The organism is Streptomyces sp. NPDC043878 (genome assembly GCF_056435735.1).
In genome coordinates this window covers 195,872-218,124 of sequence record NZ_JBWKDW010000008.1, presented here as the reverse complement: position 1 = coordinate 218,124, position 22,253 = coordinate 195,872, and the positions used below count along the sequence as shown (strand labels likewise).

The following is a 22,253-nucleotide window of genomic DNA, read 5'->3' as shown; positions in this document are numbered from 1 at the left end:
GCACCACGGCGGACCTGGACGGATGCCGTAGCACCACGGCGGCCCAGGCGGGATGCCGTAGCACCACGGCGGCCCGGGTCGCCGTACGGAGAGGTACGGCGGCCCGGGCCGCTCCACGCGGGATCGCGGGGTCCGGCGGAACCGGAGAGCTCCCGCGGCCGCCCCGGCCGGCGCTTCTTCGGGGCGGCCACGGCGCCTGTCACGTCACTTGGTGAGCGTGCAGGCGGCCAGGGAGTCGAGACCGGTCGGCTTGGCCGCGGTGCGGCCGATGGAGATCGCGATGCGGTCGATGGTCGACTTCCGCTTGTCCGCCAGCGGGCCGAGGATCGCGTTCTGGACGAAGTTGGGGCCGCCCTGGCCGACGGTGTCGACCAGGCGCTTGTTGGCCTCGGCGATCTGGGTGTTGAGCAGGGTGAGGTTGCGGGTCACCTCGGCCTGCGCGGTGGCGGGGATCGCGGGCAGCTTCGAGGCCACGTCCGGGCAGCTGATCGTGCCCGCGGCGGCCGTGTTGCCCGTGTTGCCCGCGTTGCCGCCGGCCTGCTGACCGGCCGTCGCCGCCGCGCTCGGGGTGGCCGCCCCGTTGTTCGCGGCCCCGCCGGTGTTGACGCCGCCCGCGTTGAGGACGCAGGGCGCCAGCGCGTCCAGGCCCGTCGGCTTGGCCGCCGTCCGCCCGATCGCCGTCGCGATGCGGTTGACCGTGGCCACCCGCTTGTCCTTCAGCGGGCCGAGGATCGCGTTCTGGACGAAGTTGGGGCCGCCCTGGCCGACGGTGTCGACCAGGCGCTTGTTGGCCTCGGCGATCTGGGTGTTGAGCAGGGTGAGGTTGCGGGTCACCTCGGCCTGGGCGGTGGCGGGGATCGCGGGCAGCTTCGAGGCCACGTCCGGGCAGCTGATCGTGCCGGGGCTGGCGAGCGTCCTCGCGGTGGTGCTGTTGCTGCTCTTGGGCGTCTCCCCGGCGAGGGCGGAGGTGACGACCACCGCGCCGGACAGCGCCAACGCGGCGGCGCCGCCGATGACCGCGACACGACGCTTGTTGTACTTCGGAAGGGCCCTGGACATGCGGATGCCTCACTCGGGTCGAGAGGTGACGGGGGTGATTCGGTTGACCAAACGCGGCGCCTGCGTCTGGCGAGAGGTACGGGAAAGCGGTTTCGCATGTTCAACGACCCTTCGAAATTCCTGCACACACTCCTTCGCGGCCCCCTTCGCGCACAGGGCTCGATTGACGATTCATGCGGAGTACTGCATACTCATGCATGTCAGCGACCGCACTGTTGAGGAGAATCCCGTGGCCGAGCGCGTCGTACTCGCCTACTCAGGCGGTCTGGACACCTCCGTCGCCATCGGCTGGATCGCCGAGGAGACGGGCGCCGAGGTCATCGCCGTCGCGGTCGACGTCGGCCAGGGCGGCGAGGACCTCGACGTCATCCGCAAGCGCGCCCTCGCGTGCGGCGCGGTGGAGGCCGAGGTCGCGGACGCCCGGGACGAGTTCGCCGACGAGTACTGCCTCCCGGCGATCAAGGCCAACGCCCTCTACATGGACCGCTATCCGCTGGTCTCCGCCCTCTCCCGCCCGGCGATCGTCAAGCACCTCGTCGCCGCCGCCCGCAAGCACGGCGCCGGCACGGTCGCCCACGGCTGCACCGGCAAGGGCAACGACCAGGTCCGCTTCGAGGCCGGCATCGTCGCCCTCGCCCCCGACCTCACGTGCATCGCCCCGGTCCGCGACTACGCGATGACCCGCGACAAGGCCATCGCGTTCTGCGAGGACAAGCGGCTCCCGATCGCCACCAGCAAGAAGTCCCCGTACTCCATCGACCAGAACGTCTTCGGGCGCGCCGTGGAGACGGGCTTCCTGGAGGACATCTGGAACGCCCCGATCGAGGACATCTACGAGTACACCTCGAACCCGGCCACCCCGCGCGAGGCCGACGAGGTCGTCATCACCTTCGAGGCGGGCGTCCCGGTCGCCCTCGACGGCAGGCCCGTCACCGTGCTCCAGGCCGTCCAGCAGCTCAACGAGCGCGCCGGCGCCCAGGGCGTCGGCCGGATCGACATGGTCGAGGACCGGCTCGTGGGCATCAAGTCCCGCGAGGTGTACGAGGCTCCGGGCGCGATCGCCCTGATCACCGCCCACCAGGAGCTGGAGAACGTCACCGTCGAGCGTGAACTCGCCCGCTACAAGCGGCAGGTCGAGCAGCGCTGGGGCGAACTGGTCTACGACGGCCAGTGGTTCTCCCCCCTCAAGCGCGCCCTCGACGGCTTCATCGACGAGGCCAACCAGCACGTCAACGGCGACATCCGGATGACCCTGCACGGCGGCCGGGCGGTCGTCACCGGCCGGCGCTCGCAGACCTCGCTCTACGACTTCGACCTCGCCACCTACGACACGGGCGACACCTTCGACCAGGCCGCGGCCAAGGGCTTCATCGACATCTACAGCCTGTCGTCGAAGATCGCCGCGAGGCGCGATCTCGCATAGGGACCCGTGTCCCCCCGCACGCACTAGCCTGGCAGCCGCCTCCCCACGCCCCGCGATCCCTCGCGCGGGTGGGGAGGCGGTCGCACATCGACACCTCCGAGGAGCAACGTAAGTGAGCAGCAACAGCGGTGACGTTCGGCTCTGGGGCGGCCGTTTCGCCGACGGTCCCGCCGAGGCCCTGGCGAAGCTGTCCGCGTCCGTCCACTTCGACTGGCGGCTCGCGCCCTACGACATCGCCGGCTCGCGGGCCCACGCGCGCGTCCTGCACAAGGCCGGACTCCTCACCGAGGACGAGCTGACCCGGATGCTCGGCGGGCTCGACCGGCTCGAAGCCGACGTCGCCTCGGGCGAGTTCACCGGCACCGTCGCCGACGAGGACGTGCACACCGCCCTGGAGCGCGGTCTCCTGGAGCGCCTCGGCCCCGACCTCGGCGGCAAGCTCCGCGCGGGCCGCTCCCGCAACGACCAGGTCGCGACCCTCTTCCGGATGTACCTGCGCGACCACGCCCGGATCATCGGCGGCCTGATCGCCGACCTCCAGGACGCGCTCACCGGCCTCGCCGAGGCGCACCCCGACGTGGCGATGCCCGGCCGCACCCACCTCCAGCACGCCCAGCCCGTGCTCTTCGCCCACCACGTCCTCGCCCATGTGCAGTCCCTGTCCCGGGACGCCGAGCGGCTGCGCCAGTGGGACGAGCGGACGGCCGTGTCCCCGTACGGCTCCGGCGCCCTGGCCGGCAGCAGCCTCGGCCTCGACCCCGAGTCGGTCGCCAGGGACCTCGGCTTCGAGCACGGCAGCGTCGCCAACTCCATCGACGGCACGGCCTCCCGCGACTTCGTCGCCGAGTTCGCCTTCATCACCGCGATGATCGGCGTGAACCTCTCCCGGATCGCCGAGGAGATCATCCTCTGGAACACGAAGGAGTTCTCCTTCGTCACCCTGCACGACGCCTTCTCCACCGGCTCCTCGATCATGCCGCAGAAGAAGAACCCGGACATCGCGGAGCTGGCCCGGGGCAAGAGCGGCCGGCTCATCGGCAACCTGACCGGCCTGATGGCGACCCTGAAGGCGCTCCCGCTGGCGTACAACCGCGACCTCCAGGAGGACAAGGAGCCGGTCTTCGACTCCTGCGACCAGCTGGAGGTCCTGCTGCCCGCCTTCACCGGCATGATGGCCACCCTCACCGTGCACCGCGAGCGCATGGAGGAGCTGGCCCCGGCCGGCTTCTCGCTCGCCACCGACATCGCCGAGTGGCTGGTCAGGCAGGGCGTGCCGTTCCGTGACGCGCACGAGGTGGCCGGCGAGTGCGTGAAGGTCGCCGAGGCGGAGGGCAAGGAGCTCGACGGTCTGACCGACGAGCAGTTCGCGAAGATCTCCGCGCACCTGACCCCCGAGGTCCGCTCCGTCCTCAACGTCCCCGGCGCGCTCGCCTCCCGCGACGGCCGCGGCGGTACGGCGCCCAGCGCGGTCGCCGTCCAACTCGCCGACGCCAAGGCCGACGTCGCCGCGCAGCACCGGTGGGCCACCGCGAAGGCCGGGAAGTAGCAGGTCGGCTGGGACAGGGGCGTCGCGGGTTAGGTTGGTCGCGAGCCGTACCGGAGCCGACCGAACGGAGCCCGTGATGCCCTTCGCCCGACTGGCCTCAGCGACGACCCCCACCTGTCACATCGGCCTGGGGCTCGCCGCCGTCGGCCGACCCGGCTACATCAACCTCGGCCGGGAGCGGGACCTCCCGGCCGACCGCAGCGTCGGTGCCCTGCGGGCCCGCACCCACGAACTCCTCGACGCGGCCTACGCCCAGGGCGTCCGCTACTTCGACGTGGCCCGCTCCTACGGCCGTTCGGAGGAGTTCCTCGCCGACTGGCTCGCCGCCCGGCCCGACGTCAGGGACGTCGTCGTCGGCAGCAAGTGGGGCTACACCTACACCGCGGACTGGTCCACCGAGGCTGAGCGGCACGAGGTGAAGGACCACGGCGTCGAGACGTACGAACGGCAGCGCGCCGAGACGGCCGAGCTGCTCGGCGACCGGCTCGACCTCTACCAGATCCATTCGGTGACCCCGGACAGCCCGGCCCTCACCGACAAGGAACTGCACGCGAGGCTGGCGGAAGCCGCCGCGGGGGGCCTGAGCGTCGGCTTCTCCACCAGCGGTCCCGCACAGGCCGACGCCGTCCGCGCGGCCCTCGCCGTGACGGTCGACGGCGAGCCCCTCTTCCGTACGGTCCAGTCGACGTTCAACGCCCTGGAGACCTCCGCGGGACCCGCCCTCGCCGAGGCCCACGACGCCGGACTCACGGTGATCGTCAAGGAGGCCATGGCCAACGGGCGCCTCGCCGGGCCCCAGGCGCCCGACGCGCTGAAGGCGGTGGCCGAGGAGACGTCCCTCGGCTGCGACGCCGTCGCCCTCGCCCTGGTCCTGCGCGAGCCCTGGGCGGGTGTCGTCCTGTCCGGCGCCGCGACCAGCGGCCAGCTCGCCTCCAACCTGCACGCCGCGGTCGTCGACCTCGACGAGGAGCAGACCGCCCGGCTCGCCGCCCTGGTCGAGGACCCGTACACCTACTGGGAGCGGCGCGGCAGCCTGCCCTGGAACTGAGCGAGCGACCCGCACGCGGCTCCACGACCACGCACCCACCCCCCCCCGTGAGGCACATGCATCCAGGATGAGACAGTGATGTCTCATCTGCGGTACGATTGTCTCATGGCTGTCGATCGTGACCACGTGCTGCGCACCTCCGCGGCCCTGCTGACCCGTAAGTCGACCGCGACCATGGACGAGGTCGCGAAGGCCGCCGGGATCAGCCGGGCCACGCTGCACCGTCTCTTCGCGGGACGCGACGCGCTCGTGCGGGCGCTGGAGTCGCTCGGTATCGCGGAGTGTGAGAAGGCGGTGGCCGCCGCCCGCCTCGACGACGGCCCGGCCCAGGACGCCCTGCGCCGCTTCGTGCGGGAACTCGAACCCGCCGCCGCGCTGCTCGCCTTCCTCTACACCGAGAACCAGCTGTTCGAGGGCGAGCAGCAGCACGGCGGCTGGGACCGGTTGGACGCCCGGATCTCCGCCCTGTTCCGGCGCGGCCAGGACAGCGGCGAGTTCCGCATCGACCTCACCCCCGCCTGGCTCACCGAGGCGCTCTACGGCCTGATGGCCTCCGGCGCCTGGGCGGTCGCGGAGGGCCGCGTCGCCCGCAAGGACTTCACCCACATGATCGTCGAGCTGCTGCTCGGCGGCGCGCTCAGGAGAGAGGAATCATGACCAGCACCCTGCAGCCGGCCGGAACGACCGAGGCGGTGACACGTCCGGGCCGCTGGCTCGCACTGTCCGTCCTCGTGCTCGCCGTGCTGCTGGTGGCCGTCGACGCGACCGTCCTCGGTCTCGCGACCCCCTACATCAGCGAGGACCTCCAGCCCTCCGGCACCCAGCTCCTGTGGATCGGCGACGTCTACTCCTTCGTGATCGCCGGCCTGCTCGTCTCCATGGGCAGCCTCGGCGACCGCATCGGCCGCAAGCGGATCCTGCTCGTGGGTGCCACGGCGTTCGGCGCGATATCCGTCCTCAACGCCTACGCCACGACACCGGAGATGATGATCGCGGCCCGGGCGTTGCTCGGGGTCGCCGGCGCGACGCTGATGCCGGCCACGCTCGCCCTGATCCGCAACCTCTTCCACGACCCCCGCGAACGCAGCCTGGCGGTCGGCGTCTGGGGCGCCACCGCGTCCGCGGGCACGGCCGTCGGCCCGGTCGTGGGCGGCTTCCTGCTGGAGCACTTCTGGTGGGGCTCGGTCTTCCTGATCAACCTGCCCGTGATGGCGGTCCTCGTCGTCGTCGGCATCCGGCTGCTGCCGGAGTCGCGCACCCCGAACCCCGGCCCGTGGGACCTGACCAGCGTCGCGCTGTCGCTGGTCGGCATGATCGGCGTGGTCTACGCCGTCAAGGAGGCCGCCGCGCACGGCCTCACCTGGGAGTCGTCGGCCGTCGGCCTGCTGGGCGCGGCCGCGCTGTACGGCTTCGTGCGCCGCCAGCTCACCCTGCCGGCCCCGCTGCTCGACATGCGCCTGTTCCGCGACCGCGGCTTCAGCGGAGCGGTCCTGGCCGACCTGCTGACCGTCCTCGGCCTGTCCGGCCTGGTGTTCTTCCTCTCCCAGTACCTGCAACTCGTGCAGGGCAGGCCGCCGTTCGAAGCCGGCCTCGCCGAACTCCCGGCCGCCGTCGGCGCGGTGGTCGCCGGCCTGCTCGCCGGCCGCGCGGCCCGCCGCTTCTCGGTGCGCGCCGTCGTCTCCGGCGGGCTCGCCGCGATCGGCCTCGCGCTGGCCTCGCTCACGGTGCTCGACCGGTCCACCGGCTATCCCCTGCTCGGGGCGGCGCTGCTGGTGGTCGGCGTCGGCGCCGGTCTCTCCTTCACGGTGACCGCCGACGTGATCCTGGGGTCCGTCCCCAAGGAACAGGCGGGCGCCGCGTCCGCCGTCTCCGAGACGGCCTACGAACTGGGCGCGGCCCTGGGCATCGCCGTGCTCGGCTCGATCGTGACCGGCGTCTACAGCGGCTTCACCGCGCCCGCCGACACGCCCGCCGGCGCGCACGAGTCGCTGGGCGGGGCACTGGAGGCGTCGACCACCATGCCTCCGGCCACCGCCGAGGCCATGCTGTCCTCGGCCCGCGACGCCTTCACCGAGGGCCTCACCCTGGCATCGGCCGCAGGCGCCGCGGTCCTCCTGATCACAGCGACAGCAGCCTGGCACATGCTGAAAGACCAACGCCTGGAATCCCACCAGCCAACCCCACACGGGGACACGCCGACCCGTGACCCGGCCCCGGGACACCCCGAAAGGGGCGCGGGGAACGGTGCGACACGCCCCCACGCACCCGCATCCGGAAGGCAGCCCGGCCCCGGTGCGAACCCGCCCGCGCCCCGAAACTGACGCCAGGTCAGTACGCCGAACGGGGTGCGGGGAGCGGCCCGACAAGGCCCGTCCGACCCGCACCCACCCGCCACCAGCGGCGGAGCCGAAACCGCTACGCCGCCTTCGCCTTCGTCGCGTACATGTCCACGTACTCCTGCCCGGACAGCCGCATGACCTCCGTCATCACGGAGTCCGTCACCGCCCGCAGCACGTACCGGTCCCGGTCCATCCCCTCGTACCGGGAGAACTCCATCGCCTCACCGAACCGCACGGTGACCCGTCCGGGACGCGGCATCCCCGCACCCCCGGGCTGCAGCTTGTCCGTACCGATCATCGCGAACGGGACGACCGGCGCACCGGTCATCAGGGTGAGCCGGGCGATACCGGTACGGCCCCGGTACAGGCGGCCGTCGGGCGAGCGCGTGCCCTCGGGGTAGATGCCGAACACCCGGCCGTCCTCGAGGATCCGCCGGCCCGTCATGAGCGCCGCCACCCCGCCCCGGCCGCCGTCGCGGTCCACGGGGATCATGCCGACCCCGATGAAGAACCACGCCATGAGCCGTCCCTTGAGGCTCTTGCCGGTGACGTACTCGTCCTTGCCGATGAAGAAGACCTGCCGGTCGCACACCAGCGGAAGGATCATCGAGTCGATGAACGTGAGGTGGTTGCCGGCCAGGATGACCGGACCGTCACCCGGGATGTGCTCCACGCCTTCCACCCGGAGGCGGAACATCAGGCGCATGATCGGTCCGAGCACTGCCTTGATGAACGCGAAGCGGGACAACGGGTCCTCCGGTGTCAAGGGATTCTGTATGAGTCTGTGCAGGTGAGGACATTACTCGCGGTCCGGGGGGTCTTGCACATCGGGTTCACCCAGGTCTTACGCAGTGTTGACGCGTGTTTACCTGCGGCACCCCGCCGTCGTGCGCCGGTAACCCGCCCGGAACCGTGTGACACGGCTCCCGCCGTGCCGGCCACCGGACGCGTACCCCGCCGCGCCGCGCCGATGCCGACGCGCCGTCACCCATCCCCTCCCAGGTGACATCACACGTCACCCGCGTGTTCCGTCGCAGGTCTCCCGCCGGTCATGGACACGCACCTACCATCGGCCCGCACTGACGAGTCGACGGCAGGAGGCGGCCATGGGAACGCAGCAGTCGCAGGAACCGCAGGAGTCACCGGAACAGTCCCGCGGAGCCGGACGCCGGGCGCTCCTCGGCGCGGCGATGCTCGGCGCGGGCGGGGCGGTCCTCGGGCTGTCCGGGACCGCGCAGGCGGCCGGGACCGCGCACGGCGGCGGGGGACTGAAGAGCCTGCCGGTGCCGACGATCATCGGCCACCGCGGCGCCAGCGGCTACCGTCCGGAGCACACCTTCGGCTCGTACGAGCTCGCCCTGGACCTGGGCGCCGACATCGTCGAGGCCGGTGACCTGGTGCCGACCAGGGACGGCCATCTGGTGTGCCGTCACGAGCCGGAGATCGGCGGCACCACGGACGTCGCGAACCACCCGGAGTTCGCCGGCCGCAGAACCACCAAGGTCCTCGACGGGGTCTCCACCACCGGCTGGTTCACCGAGGACTTCACCCTCGCCGAGCTGAAGACCCTGCGCGCCGTCGAACGCGTCCCGGCCAACCGTCCGCACAACACCCTCTACGACGGCCGCTGGGAGATCCCCACGTTCGAGGAGGTGCTGCGCTGGCAGGACGAGCAGACCCGCCGGCGCGGCAAGCAGGTCTTCATCTACCCCGAGACCAAGCACCCCACCTACTTCCGCAAGCTGGGCCTCGGCCTGGAGGAGCGCGTCGCCAAGCTGCTGCGCAAGTACGGCAAGGACAAGCGGAACTCGCCGGTCGTCCTGCAGTCCTTCGAGCCCACCAGCATCCAGCGGCTGAACGAGCTGGTCGACAACCCCCTGGTCGTGCTGCTCTCCACCGCGGGCAGCCGCCCCTGGGACTTCGTCGAGTCGGGCGACCCCCGCACGGTCGCCGACCTGATCACCCCCAGGGGGCTGAGGGAGATCGCCGGCTACGCCCAGGGCATCGGCCCGACGCTCGACCTGGTCATCCCGAAGGACGCGAACGGCAGGCTGACCACGCCGACCACGCTGGTCGCCGACGCGCACAAGCGGGGCCTGATCCTGCACCCGTACACCATGCGCAACGAGAACCCCTTCCTGCCCGCGGAGTTCCGCAAGGGCACGGACGCCGACGGCTACGGCGACGCGTTCGGCGCCTTCAAGGCGTACTTCGCGACCGGCATCGACGGCGTCTTCACCGACAACGCCGACACCGGCGTGCTGGCCCGCGCGGACTTCGTCAACGGCTGAGCGCCCCGACCCGGTTGGAGTGACAGCGGGCCGTCCGGGCAACCCGTGGCCCGGACGGCCGCGTCGTGCCGCATATGACGCACGACCTGCTCGCCACCCTGCGCCCCCTGCTCACCGCCGAGGCATCGGCGGAGGCACACGCCTCCGGAACCGACGCGGGCGACCTCGAACAGGAGGTCTGGCTCCGCCTCCTGGAACGCCTCGACTCCGCCGGCCCGCCCGTCGACCCGCAGGGCTGGCTGCGCCGGACCGTTCGGTCCGAGGTGCGCCGCAGCCGCCGTACCACCCGCCTCGAACGCCCCTACGACACCGAACCCACCGACCACGGCGACCCCGGCCCCGAGCAGCTCGCCCTGGCCGCCGCCCGGCGCCGCGCCCTGCGGGACGCCGTGCGCCGGCTGCCGGGCCGCTGCCCCCGCCTGATGGAGGCCCTCCTGTCGCCGAAGGACCTCACATACCGCGAGATCGCGGGTGAGTTGGGTATGTCACAGGGCAGTCTTGGTCCGGAACGTTCCCGATGTCTGGGATGTCTTCGTCGTTTGCTCACGCCGGAGGTTGCGGCCCGCGGAGGGCGGGGATAGGAGTGAGGGACAACAGGCGATCAGGTGAGCGGGAGGCGTGCGCACATGGGCATGAGCGTGACCATCTCGGCGGCGACCGAGCAGGATGTGGAGCAGATCTTCAGGTTGCAGTACCTCTGCTTCCAGAGCGAGGCGGCGCTGTACGGCAACTACCGCATCGACCCGCTCCTCCAGACGCTGGACTCGGTCCGCGAGGAGGTGGTCACGGACTGCGTCTTCGTGGCGAGGCTGGGTGACGAGGTGGTCGGCTCCGTGCGCGGCAGCCTCACCGAGGACGGCGCCGCCGCCATCGGCAAGCTCTGCGTCCATCCCCGCCTCCAGGGGCACGGCATCGGCGCCCGTCTGCTCCGGGCCGCGGAGTCGGCCCTCGTCGAGCAGCGCGGCGCCACCAGGTTCCGCCTGCACACCGGCCACCGCAGCGAGGGCAACCTCCGCCTGTACCGCCGGGTCGGCTACCAGACGGTGGGCACGTCCAAGGGCGCGGACGGCGTCCCCATGATCGTCCTGGAGAAGCCCGCCGAGGCGTACGCGGCCACGGCCTGAGTCCCGCTCAGGAGGCGTCCGGCTGCTGCCGGGTGCGGGCCCCGCGAAGCCAGTACAGGGCCGACAGCGGCAGCAGCACCGGGATGAAGACGTACCCCATCCCGAAGTCCGACCACACGGTCGAGTCCGGGAAGGCGGACGGCTCGACCAGCGTCCACGTGCCCACGGCCAGCACCCCGAGCAGTTCGGCGGCGCAGCACACCAGGGCCGCCCTGCGCGCCTTCTCCCCGCCCCGCACCAGCGAGTAGGTGATGAAGCCGTAGACCAGGCCCGCCACCGCGGACAGCGAGTAGGCGAGCGGGGCGCGGCCGAAGTCGGTCGAGATCTGCACCGCCGACCGCGACACCGCGCCGACGACCATCACGCCGTACAGCCACACCAGCAGCATCCCGGGGCCGCTGATCAGCCGGGTCCTCGCGGGCTTCACGGGCTTCTCCTCCGTGGCGGTCATCTCAGTTTCCCCAGATGTCATAGAGCCGCACCTCCAGCACGGCGAGCACCACACCGCCCGCCGCGGCCGTCACCGAGCCCCAGCGGGTGCGCTCGGCCAGCGACATGAACGCCACCGCCGGGATACACGCGACCGCCCCCAGCAGATAGGCCACGAAGATCGTCGTGCCCTGGTCCGGCTTCTCGCCGCGCGCCAGCTGCACGATCCCGATCACCAGCTGCACCACGGCGAGCAGCGAGACCACGCCCATCCCGACGAAGTGCCAGTCCTTCGTCGGCTGGTCACGGGAGGCGGCCCAGCCGCACCAGGCGGCGAGCAGAAGCGCGGCGACGCCGGTCACGAGCGTCAGGACGGCAAGCATGCCGCGACCCTATTACGGGCCAAAAGGCCCGGCGCCGCCGCCCCCGGGACGCACCGTAGGGTCGAGGACATGAAGATCCGCGCTGAAGCCCTCCTGTTCGACAACGACGGCACCCTCGTCTCCTCCCTCGCCTCCGTGGACCGCTGCTGGACGCGTTGGGCCCGGGAGTACGGCATCACCGCCGAGGACTTCGCGCGCGTCGAGCTGCACGGCCGGACGGCCGCGGAGATAGCAGCCGACCTGCTGCCCGCCGAGGTGGTGCCGGCGGCCGTCGCGCGGATCGAACAACTCGAGGTGGACGACGTACCCGGCGGGGGTGTGCGCCTGCTGCCCGGTACCCGGGACTTCCTCGGCTCGCTGCCCGCCGACCGGTGGGCCGTCGTCACCTCCGCCACCCGCAGGCTCGCCGAGGCCAGGCTGGAGGCCGTCGGCATCCTGCCCAAGACGCTCATCGCCGCCGACGACGTCACGCGCGGCAAGCCGGACCCCGAGCCCTACCTGCTCGCCGCCCGCGCGCTGGGCGTGGACCCGGCCCGCTGTGTCGTCTTCGAGGACGCTCCGGCGGGTCTGCGGGCCGGGCGGGCGGCCGGGATGGCCACCGTGGCCTTGGCCACAACCCACCGGGCCGACGAACTGTCCGCGGACCTGGTCGTGCCGGACCTCTCGGCCCTGTCCGCGCTGGTCGCCGACGCGGAGGTGGAGATCTCCGTCCGCGGCTGACCGGTGTCCGCCACTGTCCACCATGCGGACACCGGCGGTGGGTAAGGACCGTACGTCTGGTTTACTGATCGCATGACCACGACGAGCAGCCGCACCCTTGCGACCGAGGCGACCCTGACGCCCGGTGCTCGTTGTATGTGTCGAATGCGCGCCTTCTAGAGGGCCCCCGCACCACCCGAGCTCGCGCCCCGAAGCGAGACGCCGTGGCATGTCCGTGCGCCGTATGCCGTACGTGACCGAGCCGCCCCCACCGCCCGAGCGGCGTGGGACCCCCACCGCGCACCTGTTCTCCCCCTCCTTCCCGTAGCGCCACCGGACGAGAACCGTGCCGCGTTCCGACCGAATGCACGCACCGTGCTCCGGGCACACCCATGCCCGCGCACTCGACAGTGACGGAAACCCCAGTGATCACCACCTCGGGCCTGACCAAGGTCTACCGCTCCCGCGGCCGTGAGGTCACCGCCCTCGACGGCGTCGACCTGCACGTCCGTGAAGGCGAGGTGTACGGCGTCATCGGCCAGTCCGGCGCCGGCAAGTCCTCGCTCATCCGCTGCGTCAACCTGCTGGAACGCCCCACCGCGGGGACGGTGACCGTCGCCGGCCAGGACCTCACCGCCCTCGCCGGCCGCGGTCCCCGCGCCGGCCGGGAACTGCGCCGGGCGCGCAGCCGTATCGGCATGGTCTTCCAGCACTTCAACCTGCTGTCCTCCCGAACGGTGCAGGACAACGTCGAACTGCCCCTGGAGATCCTCGGCAGGTCGGGCGCCGACCGCTCCCGCAAGGCGCTCGAACTCCTCGACCTGGTCGGCCTCGCGGACAAGGCCAACGCCTACCCCGCCCACCTCTCGGGCGGCCAGAAGCAGCGCGTGGGCATCGCCCGCGCCCTGGCCGGCGACCCCAAGGTGCTCCTGTCCGACGAGGCCACCAGCGCCCTCGACCCCGAGACCACCCGCTCCATCCTCCAGTTGCTGCGCGACCTGAACCGGCAGCTGGGCCTGACCGTCCTGCTCATCACCCACGAGATGGGCGTCGTCAAGAGCATCTGCGACTCCGCCGCGCTGATGGAGAACGGACGGATCGTCGAGTCCGGCACGGTCAGCGAGCTGCTCGCCACCCCGGGCTCGCAGCTCGCCGGCGCGCTGTTCCCGGTCGCCGGTGAGGCCGGCGGCGAGGACCGGACCGTCGTCGACGTCACCTTCCAGGGCGAGGCCGCGACCCGGCCCGTCATCTCGCAGCTCTCCCGCACCTACCACATCGACATCTCGATCCTCGGCGCCGCCATCGACACCGTCGGCGGGCTCCAGGTCGGCCGGATGCGCATCGAACTGCCCGGCCACTACGAGGACAACGTCGTACCGATCGGCTTCCTGCGCGAACAGGGCCTGCAGATCGACGTGGTGGGCCAGGAGCCCCTGCCGGTGAAGGAAGGTGCCAAGTGACCTGGTCCGAGATGCAGCCCCTGCTGAGCCAGGCGTGTTGGGACACCCTCTACATGGTCGGCTGGTCCACGCTCATCGCCGTCGCCGGCGGCCTCCCGCTCGGTGTCCTGCTCGTCCTCACCGACCGGGGCGGCCTGCTGCAGAACCTGGCCGCCAACAAGGTCATCGGGCAGATCGTGAACATCGCCCGCTCCATGCCGTTCATCATCCTGATGGTCGCGCTGATGAACGTCACGCGCTCGATCACCGGCACGACCATCGGCCGCGAGGCGGCCATCGTGCCGCTCGCCATCGGGGCGATCCCGTTCTTCGCGCGTCTCGTCGAGACGGCTGTCCGCGAGGTGGACGGCGGACTCCTGGAGGCCGTGCAGGCGATGGGCGGCAACACCTGGACGACCGTCCGCAAGGTCCTCGTACCCGAGTCCCTGCCGTCGCTGATCTCCAGCACCACCACCACGATCGTCGCGCTCATCGGCTACTCGGCCATGGCCGGCACGGTCGGCGCCGGCGGTCTCGGCGACATCGCCATCCGCTACGGCTACCAGCGCTTCGAGACCGACCTCATGTGGATCACCGTGGCCGTCCTCGCCGTGGTCATCTCCGTCATCCAGTTCGCCGGCGACCTCGCGGCCCGTTCCCTGCACCGGCGCGGCGGCCACTCCGGCCCCGCACCCCGGCTGCGCCTGCTGAAGGCGAAGGAACCCGCGGCCGCGGACGTCGGCAAGACCGTCTGAGCCACCCGCCCCCACCAGACTCCCCGCCCACCCCACGCGGGGCCGCACCACCCTTAAGGAAAGGCACTTTTCGTGCGTAACACCGCCAAGATCACCACCGCCGTCCTCGCCGCCTCAGCCCTCACCTTCGGGCTCACCGCCTGCGGCTCGGACGACAGCTCCGCCTCCTCCGACACCAGCGGGCCGCTGGTCGTCGCCGCGAGCCCCACCCCGCACGCCGAGATCCTCGACTACGTGAAGGACCACCTGGCGAAGAAGGCGGGACTCGACCTGGAGGTCAAGGAGTTCCAGGACTACATCGTCCCCAACACGGCGACCGAGGACGGCTCGGTGGACGCCAACTACTTCCAGAACCAGCCGTATCTGGACGACTTCAACAAGAAGCGCGGCACCCACATCGTGCCCGTCGTCACGGTGCACCTGGAGCCCCTCGGCCTCTACTCCCACAAGGTCAAGAGCGTCGACGCCCTGAAGAGCGGCGCGACCGTCGCCCTGCCCAACGACACCGTGAACGAGGCGCGCGCCCTGAAGCTGCTGGCCGGAAAGGGACTCATCACCCTCAAGGACGGCGTCGGCACCGAGGCGACCCCGCAGGACATCGCCGAGAACCCGAAGAAGCTCACGTTCAAGGAGGTCGAGGCGGCCCAGACCGTGCGCTCCCTGGACGACGTGGACGCCGCGGTCGTCAACGGCAACTACGCGATCTCCTCCGGCCTGAAGCCCGCCACGGACGCCCTCGTCCTGGAGTCCGCGAAGAACAGCCCCTACGGCAACTTCCTCGCGGTCAAGAAGGGCAACGAGAAGGACCCGCGGGTCGTGAAGCTCGCCAAGCTCCTCACCTCGCCCGAGGTGAAGAAGTTCATCGAGACCAAGTACCAGGGCTCGGTCATCGCGTCCTTCTGACCGCCGGACGCCCGCCGACAGCGCGTACACGGCGTATCGCCACGCACGGGGTCCACTCCCTCACCCGGAGTGGGCCCCCGGTGCGGTTCAGTGCTTTCATGCTGCATGCTGGGCAGTTCAGCAGGCCCTGAAGGTTTCCGAAGGTTACGGAGCGGCGCATGACTAGCACCTTCCCCAACATCTCCATCAGCACGGAGCGGTTGGTGCTGCGGCCCCTCGACGAGGACGACGTGCCCGCCCTGACCGAGATGATGAACGACGAGCAGGTCGCGGCCTGGACCGACGTCCCGCAGCCCTTCACCGAGGACGCCGCCCGCGCCTGGATCACCGAGACCGCGCCCCACGAACGGGCCGCGGGCCGCGGCCTCGACCTCGCCGTGACCGAGTTCCTCACCCAGCGCCTGGTCGGCGTCGTCCAACTCACCAGGACGGACTGGCACATCAGGTCCACCGAACTGTCGTACGTCATCGCCCCCTGGGCCCGCGGCGAGGGCTACGCCTCCGAGGCCGCCCTCGTCACCGCCCAGTGGCTGCTCGGTGACCAGAAACTCGAACGCGTCGAGCTGCGCACCGCCGCCGACAACACCGCCTCCCAGCAGGTCGCCCAGAAGATCGGCTGCATCAGCGAGGGCGTCCTGCGCAACGCCTGCATAGCGCACGTCCGCGCCGAGGACGGCACCTGGACCGACGTCCGCACCGACTTCATCGTGTGGAGCCTGCTGCCCGAGGACCTCGACGGCGCGGGGGAGCAGCTCGCCGACAGCCGTGGTTACACGTCCTATTCGGACTGGAACTGACCCCCCGGGGGGCCGCCGCCCCGGCCGGCGCCACCAGATACCCTCACGGAGCCGAACCCCTCCCGGGCGGCCCCTGACACCCGCGCACATCCCCTGGAGACTGACGAGATGGCCGATCGGGTCACCGTGATCGGCTGGGACGGCTCGCCGCTGACCGCCGCCGCGCGCTCCGCGCTCGGCGCCGCCACCCTGGTGGCGGGCGCCCCCCACCATCTGGCACTCCCCGAGGTCTCACCCGCCGCCGAACGCGTCCGCCTCGGCAGCGTCTCCCTCGCCGCCCGCCGCATCGCCGCCCACCGCGGCACCGCCGTCGTGTTCGCCGACGGCGACCCGGCCTTCTTCGGGGTCGTACGGACCCTGCGCGCACCCGAGTTCGGCCTGGAGGTCGAAGTCGTCCCCGCCGTGTCCTCGGTGGCCGCAGCCTTCGCGCGGGCGGGGATGCCCTGGGACGACGCACAGGTGGTCGTCGCACACCGGCGCACCCTGCGACGCGCGGTGAACGTGTGCCGGGCCCACACCAAGGTCGCCGTCCTCACCTCACCGGGCGCCGGGCCCGCCGAACTCGGCCTGCTCATGGACGGTGTCCACCGCACCTTCGTCATCTGCGAGGAACTCGGCACCGAACGCGAGCGGGTCACGGTCGTCACCTCCGACAAGGCCGCCGACCACATCTGGCGCGACCCGAACGTCGTGATCGTCGCCGGCGGCCAGGTCGCCCCGCCGGCCGGCACGGGCGAGGGCGGCTGGATCAGCGGTCGGGACCCGGGCACCGGTCCGCGCGGCTGGGCACTGCCCGCCGAGGAGTACGACGGCGAGCTCGGCGAGGGTGAGACGGAACTGCTCCGCGCGGCCCAACTCGCCCGCCTCGGGCCGCGCGTCGGCGACCTGGTGTGGGACATCGGCTGCGGCAGCGGCGCCTTCGCCGTGGAGGCCGCGCGCGCCGGGGCGGCCGTCATCGCGGTGGACCGGGACCGGGCGGCCTGCGCCCGCACCGACGCGGCGGCGCGCCGCTTCGGGGTCCAGCTGCAGATCGTGCACGGCGACGCCCCGTACGTCCTGGAGAACCTCCCCGAGCCGGACGTCGTACGTGTCGGCGGTGGGGGAGCGGCCGTGGTCTCCGCGGTCGCCGACCGGCGCCCGCAGCGCGTCGTCACGCACGCCGCCACCCGGGACGCGGCGGAACTCGTCGGCCGGGACCTCACCGAGCACGGCTACCGGGTCGCCTGCGCCCTTCTCCAGTCCGTCGAACTCGACACGCGGGCCTGGACGGAGACCGAGCGGAGTGTCGCCTTCCTGCTCAGCGGCCTGTTGCCGGAGCGGGCACAATGACCCTGTTCGCGTCCCCGTGATCCTGTTGTCGTACTGCGCGCGGTAGGCTGGCCGATCGTTGTACCGCTCTCGGACGCCCGGCGGTTCGTCGGTCAATGTCCGGAAAACCCGCCTCTTTTGGAGCGGGTGTGGTACGGCAGAACCGGAGGACGCGCAACGTGGCGCAGTCCACAGCGGACCGTGACGGATCAAGCTGTCGTGACGGAGCAACGGCCGCGACAATGCCAGTCAATGGCTTTGTCGTCTTTGTCGTCAGGCCGTTCGTGCCGCTGGGCACGCACGCTCGTTCTTCACTGTGGGGCGGTCGGTGCGCCGTTCCGGGTGGGCTGGACGTAGGAGCACTAACCGATGGGCGAGGGGTACGCATGACCGACACCGGCCAGGTCCCGGGCGAGGGACTGCCGGAGAGCGCAGGCATGGTGGAAGAGCCGGGCGTTGCTGCGCACGGCGCGTACACCTACCTCTCCGAGACCACCGCCGAGGACGAAGACCTGTTGCTGCTGCCGGGCGCCCAGGGCGCGTGGGGCAACGAGGTCGCCCCGCCCGCGCCCGAGCCGGTCGTCGAGACGGTGCACGAGCCGGGCCCGCACGAGATGTCCGGCCGCGACAGCGGCTCGGTCGACCTCGGTGGCGTCCGCCTGCCCTCCCCGGCGCCGGTCGCGCCGCGTCGTCCCCTCCACCTCGGACCGCCGATCCCCGACGCCTCCGCGAGCCCCGTCCGCTCCCTCGCCGACCGCGGCCCCGCGGGCGCCCCGGTACGGCAGTCCGTCCCGGCGACGACCGGCCCCGAGTACCTCGACGTACCGCAGCTGCGGGACATGCCCCCGCAGGGCGCGGCCCCCTGGGGAGCCCAGGCGCAGGCCGCGGTCCAGGCTCCGGTGAACCCCCGGGTGCCGGCTGCGGAAACGGTTGTTCCGGCGACGGCACAGGCCGCCGACGCGGTGGGCGTGGCCCAGGCCGTCGTCGCCCGGATCGCCGCCGAGGCCGACACGGTGGGCGACCCGGCCGGCACCGACCCGGCCGACGGCACCGACCCGGCCGACGGCACCGACCCGGCCGACGGCACCGACCCGCAGGCCGCGCAGAGCGAACCGGTCGCGCCGGGTCCCGACGGCGCGTACGGCGCGTACGACGGAGCGGTCACGGCCGGTCACTCCACCGAGGGGTCCGCGCCGGCGGCCCACGAGGCGGCGCAGGTCGCGGCGGCGCAGCAGGAGACCGCGGCGGCCGACGCCGACGCCGACCCCGCGTCCGTGGGCGACTCCGGTCCGGAAGCCGTGCTCACCCCCGACACCGCCGGACAGGTGCCCGGAAGCGGCGCCGAGACCCCGGACGGTCCCGGCGGTGCCTCCGCACCCGAGGCGGGCGCGCTCGACGCGCCCGTGGACCCGGCGGCGTTCGTGGCCGCCGACGCACCGCAGGACGCCGAGGCACCGCAGGTCGCGGAGCACGTCCACGGACCCGACGACGCGCCGTTCGCCGCCGTGGAAGCGACACCCGGTCCCGGGTCCGCCGCGCCCGTCGTCCCCGCCCCGGTGACGGCGGAGGCGCCCGGTGGCGCGCACCCCGAGGCCGCGCACCTCGCGGAAACCGCGGAACCGGCGGCCGACCACCTCGCGACCCCGGACGGGGACGGCCCGGGGGCGGAGGCAGCCGGCACGGACGCCGACGTCATGTCCGCGCCTGCCGCGGACGCCCAGGTCGTGGCCATGACCACGCCTTCCGCGGACGCCCACGTCGTGGCCGCACCCGTCACGGACGCCGACGTCGTGGCCGCACCCGTCACGGACGCACCCGCCACGGAGTCCGAGGCCGGGGTGCTCCCCGAGCCGGCCCCCTGGTACCCGGAAGGGGACGCGGTCCCGGACCCGGGCCCGGACCCGCAGCTCACGGCATCAGCAGAGGCACCGGCACCGGTCCACGAGCCGGTCGCGGAGGCGGAGCCCGCCCCCGCCGGCCTCCACGCCCCTGCCGTGTCCCCCGCCCCCGACGTGCGGCTGACCCCCGACGCCCACCCGGATCAGGGCCCGCAGCTCATCGCGGCCACCCACCTCGCTCAGGCCCCGGTTCCCGCTGCGGACGCCGGCCCGCACGAGGTGCCCGCCGCTGCCCTGGCCGACCCCGCCGTCGACCACACCGTCCCGGCCGCGCACGCCGAGGCCCCCGCCCCGCCGCTGCCCCCGGAGGCGTCCGAGCCGCAGGCGTTCCCCGCCCCGGAGGCCGCCGCCGACTTCACGTGGCCGGCCCCGCAGGCCGAGGTGTTCCTGCCGCCGGCCCCGCTGACCGAGCCGCCGGTCCCGGCCGGGGACGACACGCACTTCGGCGCGGCCCCGCAGGACGGTGCCGCCGCCGAGCCCCAAGAGCCGGCCGCGGCTGCGCCCCAGCCCGCCGAGCCCGCCGGGGCCGGAACTCCCGCCGGGTTCCCGGAACCCGCGGACGGCGCCGCCGGGGAACTGCCCGCCGACGTGACCGCCAAGGCGGCCGTCGACCAGGGCCACGACCACGTCCACCTCCACATCGACGCCGTCGTGCCCCTCCCGGCCTCCGTACCGGTGGAGCCCGACCAGGGCAGGCCGCTGGGCGAGTTCGTACCGGTCGAGGGCTCGGTGCCGAGCGCACCGCACCTCGCGCCGACCCCGCCGCAGCCGCTCGTCCTGCCCGTGGCGGAGGAGCAACCCGCGGCCGCGGTGCCCGCTCCCCGCGAGGCAGACCCCGTTCCCGCACCGGCGGCCGCGCCGGAGCCGGAGCACGACCCCGAACTCGTACAGCACGCGGACGACCTGGACACCCGGGCCGCCGACCAGGAAGAGAGCACGGCCCCGGTGGAAGACGTACGACAGTCCACAGGACCGGCCGCGCCCCCCTACGACGACGCGGAGCGCGAGGCCGTGCTCAAGGTCATGCGTGAGCGCCGCGACATCCGCAACGGCTTCCGTGACGACCCGATCCCGCACGAGGTGCTGCTCCGCGTCCTGGAGGCGGCCCACACCGCGCCCTCCGTGGGTCACTCGCAGCCCTGGGACTTCGTCGTCATCCGCTCCGCCGAGACCCGGCGCAGCATGCACGAACTGGCCGTGCGCCAGCGCGACGCCTACGCGAAGTCCCTCCCCAAGGGCCGGGCGAAGCAGTTCAAGGAACTGAAGATCGAGGCCATCCTCGACACCCCGGTGAACATCGTCGTCACCGCCGACCCCACCCGGGGCGGCCGGCACACCCTCGGCCGTCACACGCAGCCGCAGATGGCGCCGTACTCCTCCGCGCTCGCCGTCGAGAACCTGTGGCTCGCGGCCCGCGCCGAGGGCCTGGGCGTCGGCTGGGTGAGCTTCTTCGACGAGCGTGAGATGGTCCGCGCCCTCGGCCTGCCCGAGCACCTCGAGGTCGTCGCCTACCTCTGCGTGGGCTACGTCGACGAGTTCCCGGCCGAGCCCGAGCTGATGCAGGCCGGCTGGTCCAAGCGCCGGCCGCTGTCCTGGGTCGTCCACGAGGAGACGTACGGCCGGCGCGCCCTGCCCGGTGAGGACCCGCACGACCTGCTCGCCGAGACCGTCGCGCAGATCCGCCCGCTGGACGCCAAGGCGCTCGGCGAGGCATGGGACCGGCAGAAGCGCATGACGAAGCCGGCCGGCGCGCTCGGCATGCTGGAGATCATCTCCGCGCAGCTGTCGGGCCTGTCCCGCCAGTGCCCGCCGCCGATCCCGGAGCCCGCGGCGGTCGCGATCTTCGCCGGTGACCACGGCGTGCACGCCCAGGGCGTCACCCCGTGGCCGCAGGAGGTCACCGCGCAGATGGTGGCCAACTTCCTCGGCGGGGGAGCGGTCTGCAACGCCTTCGCGACCCAGGTCGGCGCCGAGGTCTGCGTCATCGACGTGGGCGTGGCCGCCGAGCTCCCGGCCACGCCGGGCCTGCTGCCGCGCAAGGTCCGCGCGGGCACGTCCGACATGACGACCGGCCCGGCGATGACCCGTGAGGAGGCCAGACAGGCCATCGAGGTCGGCATCGAGACGGCCCGTGACCTGGTGGCCGCCGGCAACAAGGCGCTGCTCACGGGTGAGATGGGCATCGCGAACACGACCGCGTCCGCGGCCCTGATCTCGGTCTTCACCGACACCGACCCCGCCGACGTGACGGGGCGCGGTACCGGTATCAACGACGAGACCCTCGCCCGCAAGACGGAGGTCGTCCGCCGCGCGATCGAACTCCACCAGCCGGACCCGGCCGACCCCATCGGGGTCCTCGCCGCGATCGGCGGCTTCGAGCACGCGGCGATCGTCGGCCTGCTGCTCGGCGGTGCCTCCCTGCGGACGCCGGTGATCCTGGACGGGGTCAGCGCCGGTGCCGCCGCGCTGGTCGCCCGCGCGATCGCCCCCGAGGTCCTCGCGGCCTGCATCGCGGGCCACCGCAGCGCCGAGCCCGGTCATGCCGCCGCGCTCAACAAGCTGGGCCTGCGCCCCCTGGTCGACCTCGACCTGCGCCTCGGCGAGGGCACGGGCGCGCTGCTGGCACTGCCGCTGGTGCAGAGCACGGCGCGGGCGATGCACGAGGTCGCGACGTTCGACTCGGCGGGTGTCACCGAGAAGTAGACCGGACCGGGGGGGGGGGGGAGCCCCCCCCCCCCCCCCCCCCCCCCCCCCCCCACACCCCCCCCCCCCCCCCCCCCCCCCCCCCCCCCCCCCCCCCCCCCCCCCCCTC

General features: G+C 72.6%; 19 protein-coding genes. 15 read left to right on the top strand and 4 right to left on the bottom strand.

The window, feature by feature from the left end; genetic code table 11:
* Positions 1 to 204: 204 nt before the first annotated feature.
* Complete coding sequence (locus tag AC07AZ_RS14110; RefSeq protein WP_478847262.1) at positions 205 to 1,059, bottom strand: hypothetical protein; 855 nt, start codon at positions 1,057 to 1,059, stop codon at positions 205 to 207.
* Positions 1,060 to 1,288: 229 nt separating this feature from the next.
* On the opposite strand from AC07AZ_RS14110, the gene AC07AZ_RS14105 reads away from it, so the two are divergent.
* From AC07AZ_RS14105 to AC07AZ_RS14085, 5 genes are all read left to right on the top strand, one after another.
* Complete coding sequence (locus AC07AZ_RS14105) at positions 1,289 to 2,482, top strand: argininosuccinate synthase (protein ID WP_478847260.1); 1,194 nt, start codon at positions 1,289 to 1,291, stop codon at positions 2,480 to 2,482.
* Between the two features lie 112 nt (positions 2,483 to 2,594).
* Positions 2,595 to 4,028, top strand: coding sequence for an argininosuccinate lyase (gene argH, locus AC07AZ_RS14100; RefSeq protein WP_478847258.1), 1,434 nt, complete (start codon positions 2,595 to 2,597; stop codon positions 4,026 to 4,028).
* 76 nt (positions 4,029 to 4,104) lie between these two features.
* Positions 4,105 to 5,076: an aldo/keto reductase gene (locus tag AC07AZ_RS14095; protein WP_478847256.1), complete on the top strand. Its 972-nt coding sequence runs from the start codon at positions 4,105 to 4,107 to the stop codon at positions 5,074 to 5,076.
* Positions 5,077 to 5,181: 105 nt separating this feature from the next.
* Positions 5,182 to 5,733: a TetR/AcrR family transcriptional regulator gene (locus AC07AZ_RS14090; protein ID WP_478847254.1), complete on the top strand. Its 552-nt coding sequence runs from the start codon at positions 5,182 to 5,184 to the stop codon at positions 5,731 to 5,733.
* A complete protein-coding gene (locus AC07AZ_RS14085; RefSeq protein ID WP_478847252.1) occupies positions 5,730 to 7,397 on the top strand; it encodes an MFS transporter in 1,668 nt (555 codons plus the stop codon). The genes AC07AZ_RS14090 and AC07AZ_RS14085 overlap by 4 nt, the downstream gene beginning before the upstream one ends.
* Before the next feature lie 94 nt (positions 7,398 to 7,491).
* Here AC07AZ_RS14085 and AC07AZ_RS14080 read toward each other — a convergent pair whose 3' ends face one another.
* Positions 7,492 to 8,163 (bottom strand): lysophospholipid acyltransferase family protein, encoded by a 672-nt coding sequence (locus AC07AZ_RS14080; protein ID WP_478847385.1) that lies wholly within the window; start codon positions 8,161 to 8,163, stop codon positions 7,492 to 7,494.
* 358 nt (positions 8,164 to 8,521) lie between these two features.
* Between AC07AZ_RS14080 and AC07AZ_RS14075 the strand changes: the two genes are divergently transcribed.
* The 3 genes from AC07AZ_RS14075 to AC07AZ_RS14065 all read left to right on the top strand — a co-directional run bounded on the left by AC07AZ_RS14075 (position 8,522) and on the right by AC07AZ_RS14065 (position 10,830).
* Positions 8,522 to 9,706 carry a glycerophosphodiester phosphodiesterase gene (locus tag AC07AZ_RS14075; protein WP_478847250.1) on the top strand — a complete coding sequence of 395 codons (1,185 nt, stop codon included), beginning with the start codon at positions 8,522 to 8,524 and terminating at the stop codon, positions 9,704 to 9,706.
* Between the two features lie 74 nt (positions 9,707 to 9,780).
* The gene (locus AC07AZ_RS14070; RefSeq protein ID WP_478847248.1) at positions 9,781 to 10,287 is read left to right on the top strand and encodes an RNA polymerase sigma factor; all 507 of its coding nucleotides are present in this window, start codon (positions 9,781 to 9,783) and stop codon (positions 10,285 to 10,287) included.
* 45 nt (positions 10,288 to 10,332) lie between these two features.
* Entirely contained in the window at positions 10,333 to 10,830 is a 498-nt protein-coding gene (locus tag AC07AZ_RS14065; RefSeq protein ID WP_478847246.1) for a GNAT family N-acetyltransferase, read from the top strand.
* Between the two features lie 7 nt (positions 10,831 to 10,837).
* Here AC07AZ_RS14065 and AC07AZ_RS14060 read toward each other — a convergent pair whose 3' ends face one another.
* Both AC07AZ_RS14060 and AC07AZ_RS14055 read right to left on the bottom strand, forming a co-directional pair.
* Complete coding sequence (locus AC07AZ_RS14060; protein WP_478847244.1) at positions 10,838 to 11,281, bottom strand: hypothetical protein; 444 nt, start codon at positions 11,279 to 11,281, stop codon at positions 10,838 to 10,840.
* 1 nt (position 11,282) lies between these two features.
* Positions 11,283 to 11,642, bottom strand: a complete 360-nt coding sequence (locus AC07AZ_RS14055; RefSeq protein WP_478847242.1) for a hypothetical protein — start codon at positions 11,640 to 11,642, stop codon at positions 11,283 to 11,285.
* A 69-nt stretch (positions 11,643 to 11,711) separates the two neighbouring features.
* On the opposite strand from AC07AZ_RS14055, the gene AC07AZ_RS14050 reads away from it, so the two are divergent.
* From AC07AZ_RS14050 to cobT, 7 genes are all read left to right on the top strand, one after another.
* A complete protein-coding gene (locus AC07AZ_RS14050) occupies positions 11,712 to 12,362 on the top strand; it encodes an HAD family hydrolase (RefSeq protein WP_478847240.1) in 651 nt (216 codons plus the stop codon).
* 404 nt (positions 12,363 to 12,766) lie between these two features.
* The gene (locus tag AC07AZ_RS14045) at positions 12,767 to 13,801 is read left to right on the top strand and encodes a methionine ABC transporter ATP-binding protein (RefSeq protein ID WP_478847238.1); all 1,035 of its coding nucleotides are present in this window, start codon (positions 12,767 to 12,769) and stop codon (positions 13,799 to 13,801) included.
* On the top strand, positions 13,798 to 14,535 hold the full coding sequence (locus AC07AZ_RS14040; protein ID WP_478847236.1) for a methionine ABC transporter permease: 738 nt from the start codon (positions 13,798 to 13,800) through the stop codon (positions 14,533 to 14,535). The genes AC07AZ_RS14045 and AC07AZ_RS14040 overlap by 4 nt, the downstream gene beginning before the upstream one ends.
* A 72-nt stretch (positions 14,536 to 14,607) precedes the next feature.
* Entirely contained in the window at positions 14,608 to 15,438 is an 831-nt protein-coding gene (locus tag AC07AZ_RS14035) for a MetQ/NlpA family ABC transporter substrate-binding protein (RefSeq protein ID WP_478847234.1), read from the top strand.
* 158 nt (positions 15,439 to 15,596) lie between these two features.
* A complete protein-coding gene (locus AC07AZ_RS14030; protein ID WP_478847232.1) occupies positions 15,597 to 16,235 on the top strand; it encodes a GNAT family N-acetyltransferase in 639 nt (212 codons plus the stop codon).
* A gap of 108 nt (positions 16,236 to 16,343) precedes the next feature.
* Positions 16,344 to 17,564: a precorrin-6y C5,15-methyltransferase (decarboxylating) subunit CbiE gene (gene cbiE, locus AC07AZ_RS14025; RefSeq protein WP_478847230.1), complete on the top strand. Its 1,221-nt coding sequence runs from the start codon at positions 16,344 to 16,346 to the stop codon at positions 17,562 to 17,564.
* Between the two features lie 365 nt (positions 17,565 to 17,929).
* Positions 17,930 to 22,144, top strand: a complete 4,215-nt coding sequence (gene cobT / locus AC07AZ_RS14020; RefSeq protein WP_478847228.1) for a nicotinate-nucleotide--dimethylbenzimidazole phosphoribosyltransferase — start codon at positions 17,930 to 17,932, stop codon at positions 22,142 to 22,144.
* Positions 22,145 to 22,253: the final 109 nt, after the last annotated feature.

Coding starts and splice junctions, on each gene's coding strand:
- AC07AZ_RS14070 (WP_478847248.1), top strand. CDS start 9,781: ATGACGCACGACCTGCTCGCCACCCTGCGCCCCCTGCTCACCGCCGAG.
- AC07AZ_RS14055 (WP_478847242.1), bottom strand. CDS start 11,642: ATGCTTGCCGTCCTGACGCTCGTGACCGGCGTCGCCGCGCTTCTGCTC.
- AC07AZ_RS14110 (WP_478847262.1), bottom strand. CDS start 1,059: ATGTCCAGGGCCCTTCCGAAGTACAACAAGCGTCGTGTCGCGGTCATC.
- cobT (WP_478847228.1), top strand. CDS start 17,930: ATGACCGACACCGGCCAGGTCCCGGGCGAGGGACTGCCGGAGAGCGCA.
- AC07AZ_RS14050 (WP_478847240.1), top strand. CDS start 11,712: ATGAAGATCCGCGCTGAAGCCCTCCTGTTCGACAACGACGGCACCCTC.
- AC07AZ_RS14060 (WP_478847244.1), bottom strand. CDS start 11,281: ATGACCGCCACGGAGGAGAAGCCCGTGAAGCCCGCGAGGACCCGGCTG.
- AC07AZ_RS14090 (WP_478847254.1), top strand. CDS start 5,182: ATGGCTGTCGATCGTGACCACGTGCTGCGCACCTCCGCGGCCCTGCTG.
- AC07AZ_RS14065 (WP_478847246.1), top strand. CDS start 10,333: ATGGGCATGAGCGTGACCATCTCGGCGGCGACCGAGCAGGATGTGGAG.
- AC07AZ_RS14030 (WP_478847232.1), top strand. CDS start 15,597: ATGACTAGCACCTTCCCCAACATCTCCATCAGCACGGAGCGGTTGGTG.
- AC07AZ_RS14095 (WP_478847256.1), top strand. CDS start 4,105: ATGCCCTTCGCCCGACTGGCCTCAGCGACGACCCCCACCTGTCACATC.
- AC07AZ_RS14075 (WP_478847250.1), top strand. CDS start 8,522: ATGGGAACGCAGCAGTCGCAGGAACCGCAGGAGTCACCGGAACAGTCC.
- AC07AZ_RS14085 (WP_478847252.1), top strand. CDS start 5,730: ATGACCAGCACCCTGCAGCCGGCCGGAACGACCGAGGCGGTGACACGT.
- cbiE (WP_478847230.1), top strand. CDS start 16,344: ATGGCCGATCGGGTCACCGTGATCGGCTGGGACGGCTCGCCGCTGACC.